Below are 17,643 nucleotides of genomic sequence, written 5' to 3' on the forward strand. Positions count from 1 at the left end.
TTTATCATTCTCCTTTTTTATTTGTATTTGATTTACTGGTTAACTGGGGTATTTCAGCTTACGGGTAAAACTCAAGAGGGGTAAATTAGATGAGGATAGGTAGCACTTTATTTTTTAAGTGCCTTGTTCCCTTTTAAACATTCTTCTATTTCCTTGAGGTATGACTCCGAGTAAAGTGGAAAGGAGTATAATGTTGTTTCGGTCAGACATTTTGAATGAGTGTTCTTATCGAAAAAAGTTACTTTTCTTTTTTCAGCAAAAAGTAATCCTAATTCCTTAAATCTTTTCACAGCACTACTGAATCTTGCAGAAGATAATTTACCTTGACTAGCATACATTGAGAAGATAGAGTTATTTTTATCACTTCTTCTCTCTATATCAATGAACTTTTGACCATGAATTAGCATGTTTTCAAGTACATCTACATAGGACTTAATTTTTTTAAATAGATTGGGATACTTAACTTGAAAGTCGTGGTTTTTAAATAAGGCAAGAATCCGTTCATTTTCAATATATTTCTCTTTCTCCTTTCGTTCCCAATCGACAACACCATAAGACACATTCAGTAAATTGATCAGCTCATCTCTTACAAATTGACATTGCTGTGTATAGCCTTTTCCTTGTACTTGTGGAAAGCAAAGTAGCAAATCAAAAATCGAATAAGCAACTGCTTCATCATAAGGTTGACCTGTGAAGTATTTGTATTTTCCTGTAGTGTCCTTACCAATCCACGCTTCGTTTCCATCGAATATTTCACAAGGAAAAAGTGTTTCTTCCTTTATAGCTTTTAATTTTGGAAAAACCATTGAAAAGACATTATTTTCTACTGCTGCACTCTCAAATTCATCATGATTCTTTAGGTTCACAAAAGTAGTTGAAGCATCGTACTTTGTCTTCCGCCATTTAGAGGCCTTATCACCTTTACTCAACTCACTTTTTGCCATCGTTCTTTCTTGGATAAATGCAGAACGATATGGATGGAAATCTCTTGAAATTGTCACTATAAATCTACTCCTTTTTTTGTTTTTTAGTTGTTATCTAAGGTAACATGAGGAGAGAAATATTATAAATCTCTCCAATTACCTTACTTGAAATTTTTGCTTGAAAGGTTGTTACCCCACTAAGGGACACCGACTCTCCATTTTTTTACTTTAATTTGATTCCAACAAACTCAACAGCTCTAGTTTGTGATCCCTGATGTTTTGAAACACCATCGTCTTCAAATAGACTTTCCACTTGTGAATAAAATTCTCGTTGGGAAGCAGATCGTACTTTGGCATTTAAACAAGCCTTTTTATATTCATCATAAAGCCTTTGCCCCGATACGCTTGATGCAATATCCAATTTCAAATGTTCACTACAGAACCAAAGAGTGCTGTTATTTTTTTTCATGTAATCATCCATCAGTTTTTTAGCATTAGCACTTTCTGTAAAACTGTAACCATTTTTCATCAATCTTTGCAGCCCGATTAGTGCCCACTGTACAATTCCTTCCTTTTCTTCTAGCAATTCCTCTTTCAAATTTCTATTTATTTTTAAATTGGATACGGGTTTGTTAAATGGAATGAATACCAGTCTGCGGTAAAAGCCTGTGGATGTGTCAACATAATTGGCGGGAATTTTATTGCATGAGAACAGGAAACGAGCTGTGTTGTTTAAGGTGAAAGGATTTTTATATTTCTTGTTTACTGCCGTACTATCACCAGCAACTAAACTTTTGAACATTCCTGTATCACCTATATCCTTTTGGGGTAAATCGGAGAAAGTGTTTAGGAGTTTTCCTTTTAATTCAGCAGGATAAAATTTATCAGAGAGATTCTGGAACGATACATTACTTACCAAATTCAATCCAATAACTTCTTCCATCATTGAAATGTAAGTAGATTTTCCTGATTGTCCAGGTCCTACTAACACAAATGCCTTTTGGGCTTGTGTTTCAGCAGTTAATAGATAACCACTTAATTCCTGAATAGTTAGGATGTCTTCAGGATCTAAAACTTCTTCAAGGAATTTCTTGAACTTTGGACAATCCTGATGCGGATCATAAGCCACATTTAGTTGGATAGCAGTTCGATATGTTTCTGGGTATTCACTTATGGTACACGTATCTAATTTCAAGACTCCATTTTGAAAATTGATTTTTCCTTTACTCCTATTTGGATCCAAGATGCCCTCATCTGTTTCCAGTTCAGGTACTATAAGAGAATCAACTTCTTTAATCTGACTAAATCGGGCCTCCCCTGGTATAAGGCGGTTCTTGATCATCTTTTGTCTGTCTTTACTCTGCATTTCTTTGTATATCCCTCCTTTTTCCCTACGATATACAGCATCATTGGCATACAACAAATCTTCATCTTCAATTATTTTAAATGCTAATCTATCGGGTTTTAGTTTTAGCTCACCATTCTTTTCAACATAGTATTCCGGAAAAGAGTTCTTCTTTTCTTCAGTTTTTTCTTCGTTCCTAGTTTCTAGGTACATTCGCTTAAACCATGAAATCCCTTTTGAGGTACTCAAAGTAGTTTTGGGCTTTTTTATAGGTCTACCATGTAATGGAATAATTGTTTTTTCCTCAATGTAGTCTAAATTTTCATCTTTAGAGAATGAGCCATCCTTTTTATCTGTTTTTATGACAGCATTCAACATACCATCATTAAATTCAGCATAAATGCAGCCTTGAAACAAATCCAAAACATCAGATAGGAGGTTGCTCTTCTCTACATCTTTAATTATAATTCCAACATAGGCATCGTTTGGGCTTGGCACGAAACCAATTCCGTCTACATCAATTCTGCATTCATCTCTCAGTTTTATTGCCTGTTCAAGAGAAACTAACTTACTTAAATCGTTGCCTTTAATCTCCTGGTTCTTTATTGGATCCCAAGCAACAATTCGTTTCCTTTTTCCTTTTACTATTACTTTAAAACAAGCCCATTGTTTTAACCCTCCAATTTCATTTGGTAATCCGTTGTAAAGATAATTGTTTTTTATTGCTTCCATCTTGATCTTCCTTTCTGAATTGAAGTATTTTGCACTTTACTGCCTTTAGGCAATGTAAAGGTAATATTTTTGCGGGTGTTTCCCCCGCTAAATATTAATCAGTTATATATGAGTTTGCTATTTCAGAAATTTTATCAATTATTACTATTTCATTATCTTCCTTGTTCGTCATCCATGTATCACCCATTAAATTCAATGGGATGGAGGAAGACTTTGAATTATAAAGTGCTACTATATTTAACTTCTTTAATTCAGATTGAATATCGTTTTTACTCATACCATATTTATTGAGCATTACGTCAACATTGAATGTCATTTGTAAATCTTCTTTTTTTATTTCAATTAGGTTCCGTTCCTTTTCTAAAAGCTCACCTAATCGTAAACAATACTTTTCAAAGGTATCATTAAATCGTGTTGGATCGGCATGTTCAGTAATACTATACCAATCATCAATTAGTTCTCTTAGCAAACTTTTTTGGGCATTTGTAATGGTTTCTTTCCCATTATCCGTTCGTCTAACCACATTGAACCGAAACAAATCTTCAGGAAAAACAAATTCATTCAGCTCCACAGTTTGCATATTTTCTTTATCTAGGAAAGCATCCATCCCTAGGCATTTTAGAACTTCATCCAACGAAAGGTTTAAAGTTTGCATTATCACTTTTAAAGACTGAGTTGTTGGATTTTTCTTTTTACCACTTTCAAGCCTATATAAGTACGATTCACTTAACCTATGTCCATACTTCTCTGTTTCATCTGAGAATTTTGCAAAAGACCAACCCCTTGCCTCTCTTTCGTTTTTCATAAGAGAACCTAAATCAAATGTAGTTTCGTTTTCCAAGGACTCACCTCCCTATAATGTTATGTTGCTTTCAACCTTATGATTAAATTCTATCATCGCTATTGCCTTTAGTCAATATAATTTTTGATTATTATTTCAAAATCAAAATGAAGGTAACTTGATTTACCTTTCATAATACATAATGCACCAATCCATTGTTTATAGTCAATGTTATTGTGTTCTACCTCTACATTTCCATTCACAAAAGGCTATGTGTACCTGAAAAACATATTTTATCTAGGCTTTTCGAGTGAAAGAGTATAACTTATATAATCTATCCCAACATTCATTCTAAAAATCCAAATCCCTAATATGGGTATTCGAGTGAAACGAGTACATATACAAATACTTCATCCACAATAAAAGAACCTTTATAAGAATTATTACTACACCGTTACTTGTTGATTTACATGATCCTGTTGAATGGAGCACTTAATATTTCAATTTGCCACCTAAACTTTGTGTATTTGTCTTTTACCGTAAAGAGCGGTCTTTTCATTATTTAAGAGAGTATTAGCTTGCTTATGTGATATAACATCAAGGCAAACGAGTGAAACGAGTGGTGTTATTTACAATCAATTTCATGGTTTTTTATAGTGATCCCTATTTATCTATCAAAAATCTACTTAATATTTATTTAATCCACTCGTTTTACTCGAAAAGACATAAATGCTTCATTCAATGCAAAAATAACGTTGTGGTTACATCCTTCAAAATGGGATTCCTTAAAAAACTTTTCAAAAAGAGTAGAATAGATGATTAAATAAATTACTCGTTTTACTCGTATCAATTAATGGGAACATCAGCCCCACTTAATGATATTGTTTTTACCATCAAGGTGAATCTTCTACCATATGAAATGCTTATCCTATTTAAGTAAATACCTATTAACTTCAAAGCATACGAGTGAAACGAGTGGTATTTCACATAAAAAGCTATTATTTATGATATTCTCTTTCCCTACGCCATCTAATAAATTTTACTAATGTCAAAATGTATAAGAACCACTCGTTTTACTCGTATTAAGGATAAAATGCTTCATTCAATGCAGTAGGATATAGAATTGCTATTATCCTCTAATATTAAATATTTAAAGAGTACCTTCAAAAGAGTTAAAAAGGGAAATAGAAAAAAGCACTCGTTTCACTCGTATCAGCCAAAAATGCAGTTGAATGAAGCATTTCCAGTTAATACAAAGCCCCTCTTAACTAGATAATTTTGTTTTTACCGTCAAGGGCAATCTTTTCCTCAAAGTTGATAATGCCTACCTAGAAATGCAGTGGATGCTACCATTATAGAGCCCTCTAAGAATTATCCATTAGACATGCTCATTAAAAATGATTGTAAACGCACAAAAAGGAATCGGGTTAACCGACTCCTTCTTATATAGATATACTATTTAGCTAACCCCTAAAGCCTTAAACACAGCATCTATTGGATCAGAATAAAACACTGGCTGCACTTTTACCAAAAGATCTGGCGGAACTGTCTGCAAGTCCATAACTGACGCTGCAGGTATTAATACTTTTTTAGCACCTGCATCTACGCATACTTGTAAAGTATTTGCAAATTCCTCCACTTTGGAAATAGTGCCACCGACAGTCATGTTGCCTATGACGACTAAACTTTCCTGTGTTGGCTTTCCTAATGCACCCGAGCAAAGGCCAATTAATTCGGCAACTGCCAGTTCATCCGTCAAACCGATACCTTGTAAATCACTTATGTGCATGAGATAGTCTTTTGTTTTTGTACTAATGGTATTACTAATGCTTTTGCTATTAGCCGTAAAGAAACGAAATGCTGTGTCGAGGCTTTCTTTTGCTTCACGGTTGGAACCAACACCTGATTTATCAAATTTACCTGTTCCACTAACAACTTGATTTTCGAGCTTATAGATACCAATCATGCCAGAATGACCATGCCCCGCAACATAAACATGCCCTGGCTTGCCCATACCTTCTGGTATTAATTTGCCTCCACCTTGCTCTGGGACTGATACATAATGTTCTTCCAGTGTTTCCTTATCAATATATGAGAACATTACATCGTAGAACTCCATACCACCAATTTTCTTCAACTGTTCTTTAACCCTACGGCGACCTTCAAGAGCGTATTCCAATACCTCACTGACTTCTTCCTTTGTAAATTCCCCATGAGGATAAAGGAGCTTTAACATACCAGAAACCGTTTTTCTGATTGCATTTGTATCACGTTGGTTTAGGTTGTTCCCAAGTTTAAAATAGCGATCAATAGCATCACTGAACGTTCGTTTCCGCATTTCACGGAAAAACTCTGCAATGTAATCCACTATAAAGCCATATTTTTCGGTAATAAGATCTGGTCGCATCTTTGGAATCTCCCAACCAGGCAGATAATAGTGCATCCGATCAAAGAATGCCGAGTCATTTGCCATCTCTTCAGGGAATGGTGCAAACAAGTGTGATGTTTTAATTAATGTGTCCACACTTTGATTGATGTTGCCGACAAATACCATAGCAGCAGAGGCATTCTTCTCCTCTTTGCCTCTAGCAAAAGAACCTGATGCCATGTAGTCTTTCATAATTTGAATGCCATCTTTATCCTTAAAACGAATACCAGCCACTTCGTCGAAGGTAACACAATCCCACATCCCTACAAGTCCTACTTTTCTCGTAGACATATTATAGAAAAGATTTGCTACGGTTGATTGTCCACCTGAAACGAGAATTGAATTCGGTGATAGTTCCTTATAGACATGCGATTTACCGGTACCTCGTGGCCCGAGTTCACACATATTGTAGTTGTTTTCTACAAGGGGAACCAAACGTAGCAACAAATGCCACTTCACCCGCTCTTCTAATTGTGTGGGTTCCATTCCTATAGAGCGTATTAATACATCAATCCATTCGTCTTTTGTAAAGCTCTTTCTCCCTTCAAATACCTCAGCTATGTCCATATTTGGCATTTGAATCGGCTGTAAGCTACTAACATTAAAAGGATTGGAGTTCTTTACCTCTTCATCATAAAAATAATCAATTTTTACCATGCACCATATACCCCCGACAAGGAGCTTATCAAACTCTTTCACATAAATGGATGATATAGGAACGCCTTTTAATCCTAGGTTTGAGAACTCGGCTTCGTAAGTATCTATCTTTGGATTTAACGCTACTGTTACCTTATCAATAACAGAGTATTGACCATATTCCCGTATACGTGATTTAATCTTCTCTGCCTCATCAGGGCGAACGAAATTTTCGGAAAGAATCTTTTTCACTCGCTCTAGTCCTTCACGAATACTGTCCTCATCATCAGTTGCAGCATACATTCCTAGTAAATACTCGAGTACGTAAATAGGGACGTTTGCTCCCTCTTTAATAAGATTGGTTAAATCTTTACGTACAACTCTTCCAGCAAAAACGTCATTCAGTTTTTTATCTAAATCAATAGTTAATCCTTCATTTGCTCTTTCTTCCACTCACGGTCCTCCTCCCTTTTAAAAATCGAAGTCGCTGATAATGCCCAAGTTGATGTTAAACGGTATTTTCTCCACTACAACACTTGTCTCTGTATCCCTAATAGTCAGGTAATACGTTTTATTTCGATCATAAGGAATGTTCTTCAATACAAACCTTATTTTGAAAGTACGATCAGCAGGATTATCAAATGGGCGGTCTCCTATAATCGTTTCCTCGTTAGATATTATATTTCCTTCCTCATCAGCCATATAGATGACAACAGTTCGAGGAGTTGTCTTGTCTTCCACCTTTTCGGTTTGGAAAAACTCAAGATTAAAAATGCTATTGGTTATCTTACGAGTAGTATTCGTAAGTTTAATATCTACTTTTTTAATGGCCCTAGCACCTTTTTGCCCAGTACGTTTGTTTTTAAACGATAATAGTGGGACGACAATTTCTTGCAGACTTGCACCACCATGAACAAAATTAATACCTGAACCTTGCATTTTGTATCTGAGCGTTGCCTTTGGCAAATAAGCTGTTAATTGCTGCTCATTTCTTATTACTGATGACAGATTGATAGCCAATTGACCTGACACTTCACGCTGCTCTTTTGAAAGTATATAGCGACGTTTAACTTCAATATTATCTATTGAATCTTGTCCAATCTTATCACTTTCTTCTAATTCATCCCTTTGGTATAAGAAACCGTGATCAGCCGTAATATACACATTCGTTCCGCTTAAATCATCCCGAATAATTTTAACTAAGTCATACAATTGATTTAGTGAAGTTTCTACTGCATTAAATGTATAGACTTCTGTTGATGCCTTATCTCCCATTGCATCAATCGTATCGTGGTAGATGTATATGAGCTTTTTACCCTTAAAGGTTTCTCTTCGTCCCGCTTTATTCATCGCTAATACATCTTGAAAATGAACAGCAATGCTTTCAGTCACTTTAGATTCAATAATCTTTTTCCGATTTTCCAAACCAGAAGAATCTTTTCCATCAACAAATACCCTTGCATTTGTATCTATGTCTATTTCTTTATGTGGAAGGAGTGAAGGCATTCCTAGTTTTGTAATAGAAGGCACAACACCGAGTAACGTTTCTACATCACAAACCCCCATTGTCTCGGTATTAAGACGTTCTGCCAGCTCGACACCTATTTCATAACGCATCGCATCCGAAACAATAACAAAAACTCTTTCCCCATTTCTAACTTTAGAATCAATGAAAGTAGAATAAAAGTCTTGCTGATTTTTGATACCGGGTAATGACCAGTCCTGTGTCATTTCGGACTCAACCGCTTGGGACCAATGAGAACTTAACTCACCCATATACCAGTTTGTATATAGATTTTCTACCAGCATTTTTAACTTTTTCAATAGATCATGATTACTTTCTTCATCGTAGGCCACATAAAACTTACGGTAATATGAATCCATTAAATGATAGTCATTTACATACGCTTGATACAAATCAATTGCACGACCTTGTGGAATACCTTGACGATGTTCTTTATAAAACTCATGAATTTTCACAGTATAGTATAGTGCCTCATATATGGAAGAAAAATTATCATAGTAATGCTTAGCTCTTCTCAATTTAATGAGTTTCGTGTATTCTTCATAATCCTCAAGCTGTGTAACCAATCCATTAGCTATGTAAATGATGATTGCTCGGTCGAGATATGGGAAAGTATCCGCTTGTTTAAAGGCTTCAATTGGCAAATTATTGATTATGTTCGAAAGTTGGATTTCCTGCTCAGCCATTTCCGCATATTCATCAAATACCACATAGTCCGTCTTATGGTGCATCCAATGGTCAATAAACACAACTGCATTCGCCTTATTTCGATTGGAAATAAAATCACTAAGCTCATTTAGATTTTCTTCTTCAACCGATTGACTGAATGCCGTTACTACTAGATGGATGAATAATGTTTTTAGACTCTTCTTCTCCCGTTCATAACCATAGTGATTAGAAACATAATTCCAGAACACTTCAATATCAAAAAACTTCTCCAGAAGGGAAAGGTATTTATTCTCATTGTTATCCAGAGTGTCCATTAATACAGCCTTTAAAATCTCTTCAAAATCGGGTGTTCTAACGTTACATAAAACACTCATAATAGAAAGTTCAATGATCCCCTCTGAATAGGTTTCTATATTTAATGCTGAAAACTTTCTAAAACGCTCCTTATTATTAAAGAAACGTTCATACTTTTTGATTACTGCCCGAAGTGATGGGTCTATATTCAACTCACTTAAAATAAGTGAAATTCGATCTGCATAGAATGTTTTTGAATAAAAAACTGTATCTGCTAACCAGTTGTCTTCCACACCCAATTCCAAGTTTGTATAAATCAAGTAGGGGGAGGTAGGATCCTCTTCTTCAAGTAAATATTTCGTTTGAAACTGATTACGATCAGTTAGTGTATGAACCTTTACTTTATCAACGGAAAGACGTTCAATGTCCTCTGTGAATTCATTATCCTTGTCCACCCAGAACACAATCTTCCGTTCTTCCCCATTTTTTAATGGCTCTTTGAATATATCTGATAACGCAGCCTCAATTTGATTTATGTTCATTCCCTTCACCTACTTTCTATTGAGTTTATAGTGCAAAGATACACCAGCAAAACACTGATGTATCTTCGTTAGAGTTAATTAGATTTTTGCGACGAGACCTTTAAATATTTCATAATTCGCTATAACTCCTTCATCTAAATCCATTTCTATCTGCATATCTGCCATATGATGTAATTTTTCATCATATTCTTTTAACTCCTCAATCTTCTTATCCAATACCTTTAACTCTTTTTTAGCATTACTAATTTCTTTTGCAGTCGAGTCTCCTTCAATCACATTTAAATGGTTTTTTCTTTCAGCTTCCAGTCTTATTTGGTATTCATGCAGATAATCAGTTCTCATTCTTGATAGAGTTGTTTTATCATACCGGTGAATATAGACTAAACTGTTAAATGCTTTCTGTCTTCCTGAAGAAAAAAGCCAGTATATCGGGGTTCTTCTTCCTCTTGTATTGAATATGCCCATATGGTCATTATAGAACTCTGTAGTAAAATACTTCCCAAGTCTTTCTTTAGGTGTTTCCCTTTCCGTTCTTCCTAAAGCATTTGTAATAAAATCTAAGTTTTCGTTTAAATTACTTTCACCAAAAGTAATCCTAACAAACTCCACAAAACGTGTAACTATATCATTGTCAAGATGATCATCTTGGAATACCGGCAAAATTCCATCATTGCTTACAGGGAAACTTTTATATTTACTAAGATCAAACTGTCCACCAGCATACACTACGCCAGGAATATCAATTGAATAACGACCTAAAATACAACCTACAGCATATGATATGAAATTTCTAATATCCCTTTCCAAATCGGGCGTATGAAGAATTATGTCCTCATCATCCACATCTGGAGTGAAATCCTCACTTAAATTATAAATGTCAATAAATAGCTTATTCAACGATTCCTCATTTTCCTTCAATTGGAGAAAATCTTGTTTTTTGACAGCTTTCCATTCATCAAAAGAATCCTTTATTAATCCTGTTTCAGTTTTATATTTAAGCAAAGGTGAGACCTCAAAGTCGATAGAGTTTTCAAATTCATCCCAATCCTTTTTGGCTATTTTGATTGAATCCTTTGCCAAGCTAACTATTCTACTTTTAAGATCCTTGTCCTCTGTAGGAATAAAAGGAATATATTTTATGTCGTTAACTTGCGTATTAGGAGTAGGGTTAAAAATACTAATAACAGTTGAAGCTATTTTCGTATTCAATAGTGCCAGAATATAATATTGCAATTCCTCATCATTTACATGTAGGGTAGGTCCACCTTTATCATAAATAACATTACTAACCCACCTGACAGTAAAACCTCTCAATGATACACCATTATACGTAATGCCTTCCCTATGCCAGTATTGTTTATCTAATAAATTTGAAGTTGGATTATTTTTATAAAAAGCTCTACCAGCTTCTGACCAATCCACTACAAGTTCTATATTTCCAAACCACTTTCTGTAATCTCCACCTTTTGAATATAAACTCCATCTTTTTTCCTTTATTTTTTGGAGCTCCACTTCCCAAAAGTTCCTTAAATACTTTTTGTTATTTCCAGTTATGTTCTGGGAACCCGAAATTTCAATCACAGTATCCAATATTTCACTTTCAATAAATAGTCTTCTAAATCTTTTTGAAATCCAATAAGCAAACCTTTTTCCGGGAATCTCCACAAATACCTTGTCGCTAACAGTATATCTATAGCTTACATCGGAATTTTGAATAGCTTCCTTCACCTTAATTTCTTGAATATTTATGCCTTTAAAATCAAGTAATCTTATATATTCCCCAGGCACATTCACACTATAATTTCTTAGAGTAAAAGTACAAACTGGAACTGCAGCAGTCTCAAAAGCATTTGGTTCTAATTGAATCAATGAACTAATGGTTCTATCTCTAATCAAGTCAGTTCTTAATATTTCATAGTTTTTTATAAACATCCACGCATAAGGAGTAACTAATCCAATTTGACCATTATCTTCAGTACAACTTTGAACAAATTTAATAAAGACACTGAACAAATCTGTTCCATAATTAGGGTAATTTTCATCAATAAATTTCTTCAATTTTTCATTAAGGAATTTATATCCAATGTAAGGCGGATTTGTGATGGTACAAGTATATTTTTGATATAACAATTTCGCTTGCTTTATCAAATTTGGTAACAATAATAATGCTTTTTCTCTCAATCCTTCTTCAAAGAGATCACTCGCTGGATTGTTTTGAATAAATGTTAACCTTTCGTATAGAAAGTCTTGCGGAAAATGGTCTACATTTACTAAGGAACCAATCGTTTTACCATCTATAAACTGTTTAATAAATTCTTTGGTATCATCATATCTCTTTCCAATATTTTCCCCAGCTATATAAGCAATGTCTTCATTCGTTAGAATATTGGTTTCTTGAATTGAAGCCAAATTTAGTATTAAACCATCTCTTTCAATACTTCTTAAAAATCGTCTATTATATTGCAATGCTTTCATTACAACAGAAAAACAGGCAAGTTGATAAGCCCTATCATCTATATCCAATCCATATAGATTATTCTCAATAATTAACCTCGGTATTTCTCTTTCAATATATCCACTTTTACTGTATATTTCATAAAATACATCAAACATGTATACAAGAATATGCCCACTCCCCATGGATGGATCAAAACATTTGATTTCTTCTACTTTTAACTCTTTATTGATGAAAGGAGCCAAGTTATCATCAACATCTAGTCCTGGATTAGCGTTTTCCAGATAGAATTCCCAATCCTCTAACAGATCCCTATGTTCAGGGTGAGATTCAATCCAATAACGACCTAATGAATTTTGAACCATATAACGTACTATCCAGTTAGGTGTAAAAAGCTGGGTTGCAAAAGGTATTTCCTCGGTTTTATATTTCTTCTTTGCCTTAATTACCCTATCTTTCTCCTCTGCGATATAATATTGATACAACCAACCAATGACTTCAACCTTGGACCAATTATCTTCCGGTATAATTTCTGTATTTGTCATCTGCCTAACGAAAGAATCGGTTGCAAGCAAACCTTCTGGAAATAGAATTTCTGTATAGTCATCAATTGTTTCAAACATGAAAGGCATGTATCGGTTCAAGTCATTACAATGCTTGATAATAAGGTATTTGAATAGTTCCTCTGAATTATTATTCATTTTCAGAGCATAAATATATTCCTTGTCCAAATCCAAATCTAACGATAGTGCTTCTTTCATCATGTCTGGCTCTGTACTACCAGCATTACTAGAAGAAAGTACCCTTACCTTTGTTGGTAAGTAGTCATTTACCTCCATAAAGCGTAAAGCCGTGAAACGGTTAAACCAAGTATAAGCAACTTCCTCCATTACTCGCTTGAATCCAATTTGACCAATGCGATCAATCAACCTATCTCTTTGAATCTTTTCTTCCTTTGAAAGCTGTCTGCCATCTATAAAGATGGCATCTGAGCTTTCAATGTCTGCTTTTTTTATGTTATCTTCTGTAATTCCTATCTTCATTGCTCTTGCTTCGACCTTTTTCAATAGCTCTCTTCGTGCATTCGTAGCAAAAGTCTTGAGTGCAGATTTATTCATTCCATTCACCTCAATTACTCTACAAACTCAATTTGTTTATTTTCTTTTATAATCTGTTTTAACTTTGTTGAAAGGGCGTTGATATACTTATCAACATCATCTTCAGTAGTTAATGTTTTAACATTGACCAGCTTTGTTACCTTTACTGGTTGCTTTTGAACGGTCGGCTTAACAGGCGATACAGGAGGATCAACTACTTCACCATCAGGACGTTTTCTTTGTTCTTCTTCCTTTTTACGTCTCCATTCGGTAATTTCCCGCTCGATATGCCCCTCCATTTTTTCCTTGAAGCTGGTGCTTTGAGAAACTGTTGCGTCAACTTTATAAATATCTGTAAATGTATCTACATTAGCATTAAGTTCTTGATAGTAACGACTTACTCGTTCTTTCGTTTCATTGGATACACCATATTGTGATGTCAATAACGATAAGTAATCACTATCATCTTTTAGTTTTTTATGAGCATTTTCTCTCTTCTCATTAAGGACATTATTAATTTGTTCATCCATTGCATGAATAAGCTCAGGAATGTCCTTTATCTTTTTGTAAGGTAAAGGATCCTGAAGTATGGACTGGAGCTTATTAATAACTCCTTCTACCTCTGCACCCACCAAATAGGATTTACTTTCATCATATTTTCGTATGGCTGCCAATCCATCATCAAAGATTTTCTTCTGATCAGTACCGAAGAAACTTTTGACATAGACGATGTCCTCTTCCCAATCAAGTAAGTCATCTTCTAACTCCTTCAACTTATTGAAATAAGATACATTGTCTAAGCCACTGTGGAACTGCTCAAAGTATTCTAAGCCTTTGTCAAGTAAGCTCATACCAGGATACTTTCTACCCTCATAACGGGCTTTGTACCCCTTGATTTCGTCTATCTGTTTTTCAACAAGTAGTCGAATGTCCTTCAATAGTCCATCTTCATCATCAGCTAAATCTGTTTTATTGAAAACATCTTTACAAATACTTTTAGCTGTTTTAATTAGTTTTTCGTCAACTTTTACCCTCTTCAACACAATGGCTTTGTCGGCTTCCTGTGTCTTAGTAAAAATCGTTACAAGTGTATTAACATTATCTTCAGGTTCCAAGTATTCTGCATTATACCGAATTCGAATACGTTGTTCTTTTAATAAATGTGCAATCATTCCTGCTATATCAAGCATTTTCCAACCATATGGCTTGTCTCCGAAACGATCGAATAATATCTTAATACGTACCTGCTTTTTCAAGTCGTCTTGTAAGCTAATAAATTCAGACACTTCCCGCTTAGCCAAGTCATTTGGATTTACTTTCAAAGTTTCTTCAAATGACAATTGTTCATCATTTGTAGCAAGGATTGAAATTAAAGCCCGTTCATTATCTAAGTGTTCCTTTACATAACTTAGTTTTGTGTAGACATTATCGACTAACATTGTAAAGGCAGCATTTATTTTCTCACGAACAGTTGACCCCTTAATATCAACTTTATCCCCATTGATAAAGAAAGCACAGTCCTTAATCGCATCCTCCAAAAGCTCACGAACCCTTCTTCTACGTTCACGAACTTCTGCTTGTTTATTATTTAAGATATTTTGGATATTTTCAGGAAGTTGTGTAATATTCGTTTTCTTACGGAATTCCTCAATCCGTAATGCTTCACCAATTTCCTCAATATAGGCCTCATTACCACCAAGTTTAATGATCATTTCCCCGTTACCCGAAGTCATCATCATTAACTCCTGGTCGGATTTCTGGTAATGATCTGATAATGGAGAAAGAAGTTGCATACCTATATTAGATGTCTGATTTCCATAATTTTTCTCATCCATTTTCTGATTGTAGGTAAATGAGTATTCACTGTTGTAACGGAACCGCTTTTCATCATATAGGTCTTGGAAAATGTAGTTTGCTAACTCCCGCTTAACAATGTCCTCATCTATATTTAGGGATTTGATTTCTCTATTAATGTCTTGCTCGTCATCTGTTAAAAAGATAAAATTATCCCCATTTTTCTGTACCAGCGTTTGGGAAATTAGCTTACGTAAAGAAACTTTAATTCTCTCTTTAAGCTGTAACTTATCCTCATCAATATGAGTAACCATTAAAGTAGCAATATTATCGAGATTTGCTGGTAGTTCTTTTACATATTTAATCATGAATAGAACCTTTAACAGATTAATGTTAAAATCATCATCTTTTAGGGCTGGATTTTCATAGGCACCTTCAATAACTCTTGAAATGGATGGATTCAAAAATTCCTTTATCGTGTCATAGAAGGCATAAAAAGGTATAAGTGTACCTTCTTCAGCATTCTTATATTGAAGACCAGCTTCTTTAAATGCCGATAACATGGAGCGTTCCCCTTCAGATAAATGCTTACCAGAAGAGCCATGTTTTCTTACTTGCTCAAAAACGTTTTGTAACAACTTAAATTGATAAGGCATGAAAGGATACACATCTGCAAATTCCTGTTCATTGTCAAACCCACGTAAATCCGCTGTGCTTTCTCGGAAACTAATTAAGTTCTTTAAAATAGCACTTTTTTCAGGATAAAGAACCTTCAATTTGTCATTAGCAAAGTCCTTTTTCAATAGGATACGTTTTTTGATAACTTCATCAACCGAGATGGATGATAGAGATAGTCTTGTATCGAATCGCCCTTGAATACGTGAGAAGTCGTCCCCTTTAACTTTAATAATGCTATCAATACTCTCTTGGGAAGTAACCATAATCCAAACCTTACCTTTACAATGGGTTCCAAGATCTTCAGCCACTGTCTGCAAGTTCAACATTAAACTGCGGTTATCACCAATGTATTGACCAATCTCATCCACGAGAAAGATAAGGTGGAAGTTTTTCCCCTTACTATTGATGTACTCATTTACGTCTTTCGCAAACTTTTCAATACTGATTTCGAAATTATTCACACCATTTTCAAACCAATTTCGAGCAGATTCTTCCGTCATATCGGTTACTTTCGTTAGGGCACCAATAACAAAGTCCGCATCAAAGTAAAAACTATTACGACGTTCTTCCCACGCTTCACCAGCTAATGACTTAAATTCCGCTTTAAACGCCTCATAGACTCCCTGTTTATCCAGGTACTTCTCCATTTCGGCCACACCGGGTATATCTCCGTAATAGCCACGATGCTCATAAAATACCTTCATGAAGACACGGAGAATGGCATCTTCCTTTGATTTGTTATCTAGTGAACCTTTCGAATCTATGTTGAACAGAATAACCTCTGTTTCCACATCAGCCGTTCTTTGCATATTCGCATATACAAGAGGGTCTTGTACTTTATCTTGGAAGAAATCAATCGCTTGTTTACCTTTTACCTTCTTGTTTTCAAGTAAGTAAGCAAGTATCTTCAGAAAGTGTGATTTACCGGAACCAAAAAATCCAGAAATCCAAACACCCATCTTATCCGTTACACCATTAATCCCTTTTTGATAATTCTCATAAAACTTAGAAAGGTGTTTTTGTAGCTCACGGGTAACAACATACTCATCCAATTCCTGATAAATATTATCTTCATCTTGTTGAGCTACTTTAATGACTCCACGAATATCACGTTCAATGTCTTTTTGAAACATATCTTTAATAATCATCTAAATTCCCCCTATCACTTTTAATCGACTAATCGAAACGCCCGGTAATAATTATCATCCTTAAATTTTCCAAACAATTGTAATGATTGCCCATCATATTTTCCAGGGAAAAACATGATAACGGGAACATTGTCCAACACCTCTTGTAAGTTATTTAAAATGTTGTGGGAACGAACAAATGGATAAACCTTACCTATTCCAGTGAGGAACACCACATTATAATCATCCATTTGTTCTTTAATTTTTCTTAGAAACACTTCTGGCTTTGCAAATGTCGTCATTGCTTTAAACAATTGATCTTTTCCTTGACGTTCTTCCATTTCAAAAATTCGTTCGAAGATCCTTTTATCTTTTGTAATTTCTAGCAGCATCTTATATAAATCAAACTCAATAATTCTCCGGTTCGATCCTTCATAACCAAATTCTTTCTTAATATGCTTAATATAATCCCTTACCACAAGTTCATCTTGTGGCTCATAGTCAAATACGTAAAAGCTAATTTCATTGCCAAGGCCACGTCCCTCTATGAACTTATCCTCTTTAATTTTCGGTATAATCTGATCCAGTTTTGCATTCAAATTTGCCACATATTCACC

General features: G+C 34.7%; 8 protein-coding genes. All 8 read right to left on the reverse strand.

Annotated features, from left to right (window positions below):
• Window positions 1–107: 107 nt before the first annotated feature.
• Window positions 108–1,001 carry a hypothetical protein gene (locus FAR12_RS21685; RefSeq protein ID WP_126410850.1) on the reverse strand — a complete coding sequence of 298 codons (894 nt, stop codon included), beginning with the start codon at window positions 999–1,001 and terminating at the stop codon, window positions 108–110.
• A gap of 145 nt (window positions 1,002–1,146) precedes the next feature.
• The gene (locus FAR12_RS21690; protein WP_126410851.1) at window positions 1,147–3,000 is read right to left on the reverse strand and encodes a DNA primase family protein; all 1,854 of its coding nucleotides are present in this window, start codon (window positions 2,998–3,000) and stop codon (window positions 1,147–1,149) included.
• Between the two features lie 94 nt (window positions 3,001–3,094).
• The gene (locus FAR12_RS21695; RefSeq protein ID WP_126410852.1) at window positions 3,095–3,841 is read right to left on the reverse strand and encodes a helix-turn-helix domain-containing protein; all 747 of its coding nucleotides are present in this window, start codon (window positions 3,839–3,841) and stop codon (window positions 3,095–3,097) included.
• A 1,399-nt stretch (window positions 3,842–5,240) separates the two neighbouring features.
• On the reverse strand, window positions 5,241–7,298 hold the full coding sequence (gene brxL, locus FAR12_RS21700; RefSeq protein ID WP_126410853.1) for a protease Lon-related BREX system protein BrxL: 2,058 nt from the start codon (window positions 7,296–7,298) through the stop codon (window positions 5,241–5,243).
• Window positions 7,299–7,316: 18 nt separating this feature from the next.
• Window positions 7,317–9,875, reverse strand: coding sequence for a BREX-1 system phosphatase PglZ type A (pglZ, locus tag FAR12_RS21705; protein WP_126410854.1), 2,559 nt, complete (start codon window positions 9,873–9,875; stop codon window positions 7,317–7,319).
• Window positions 9,876–9,953: 78 nt separating this feature from the next.
• Window positions 9,954–13,448, reverse strand: coding sequence for a BREX-1 system adenine-specific DNA-methyltransferase PglX (gene pglX / locus FAR12_RS21710; RefSeq protein ID WP_126410855.1), 3,495 nt, complete (start codon window positions 13,446–13,448; stop codon window positions 9,954–9,956).
• 14 nt (window positions 13,449–13,462) lie between these two features.
• On the reverse strand, window positions 13,463–17,047 hold the full coding sequence (brxC, locus tag FAR12_RS21715; protein ID WP_126410856.1) for a BREX system P-loop protein BrxC: 3,585 nt from the start codon (window positions 17,045–17,047) through the stop codon (window positions 13,463–13,465).
• Window positions 17,048–17,067: 20 nt separating this feature from the next.
• Window positions 17,068–17,634 (reverse strand): DUF1788 domain-containing protein, encoded by a 567-nt coding sequence (locus FAR12_RS21720; protein WP_126410857.1) that lies wholly within the window; start codon window positions 17,632–17,634, stop codon window positions 17,068–17,070.
• Between the last annotated feature and the right edge of the window lie 9 nt (window positions 17,635–17,643).

This window comes from Bacillus yapensis, assembly GCF_005280205.1.
GTDB classification, from domain to species: Bacteria; Bacillota; Bacilli; order Bacillales; family Cytobacillaceae; genus Robertmurraya; species Robertmurraya yapensis.

Coding starts and splice junctions, on each gene's coding strand:
- FAR12_RS21690 (WP_126410851.1), bottom strand. CDS start 3,000: ATGGAAGCAATAAAAAACAATTATCTTTACAACGGATTACCAAATGAA.
- pglZ (WP_126410854.1), bottom strand. CDS start 9,875: ATGAACATAAATCAAATTGAGGCTGCGTTATCAGATATATTCAAAGAG.
- pglX (WP_126410855.1), bottom strand. CDS start 13,448: ATGAATAAATCTGCACTCAAGACTTTTGCTACGAATGCACGAAGAGAG.
- brxC (WP_126410856.1), bottom strand. CDS start 17,047: ATGATTATTAAAGATATGTTTCAAAAAGACATTGAACGTGATATTCGT.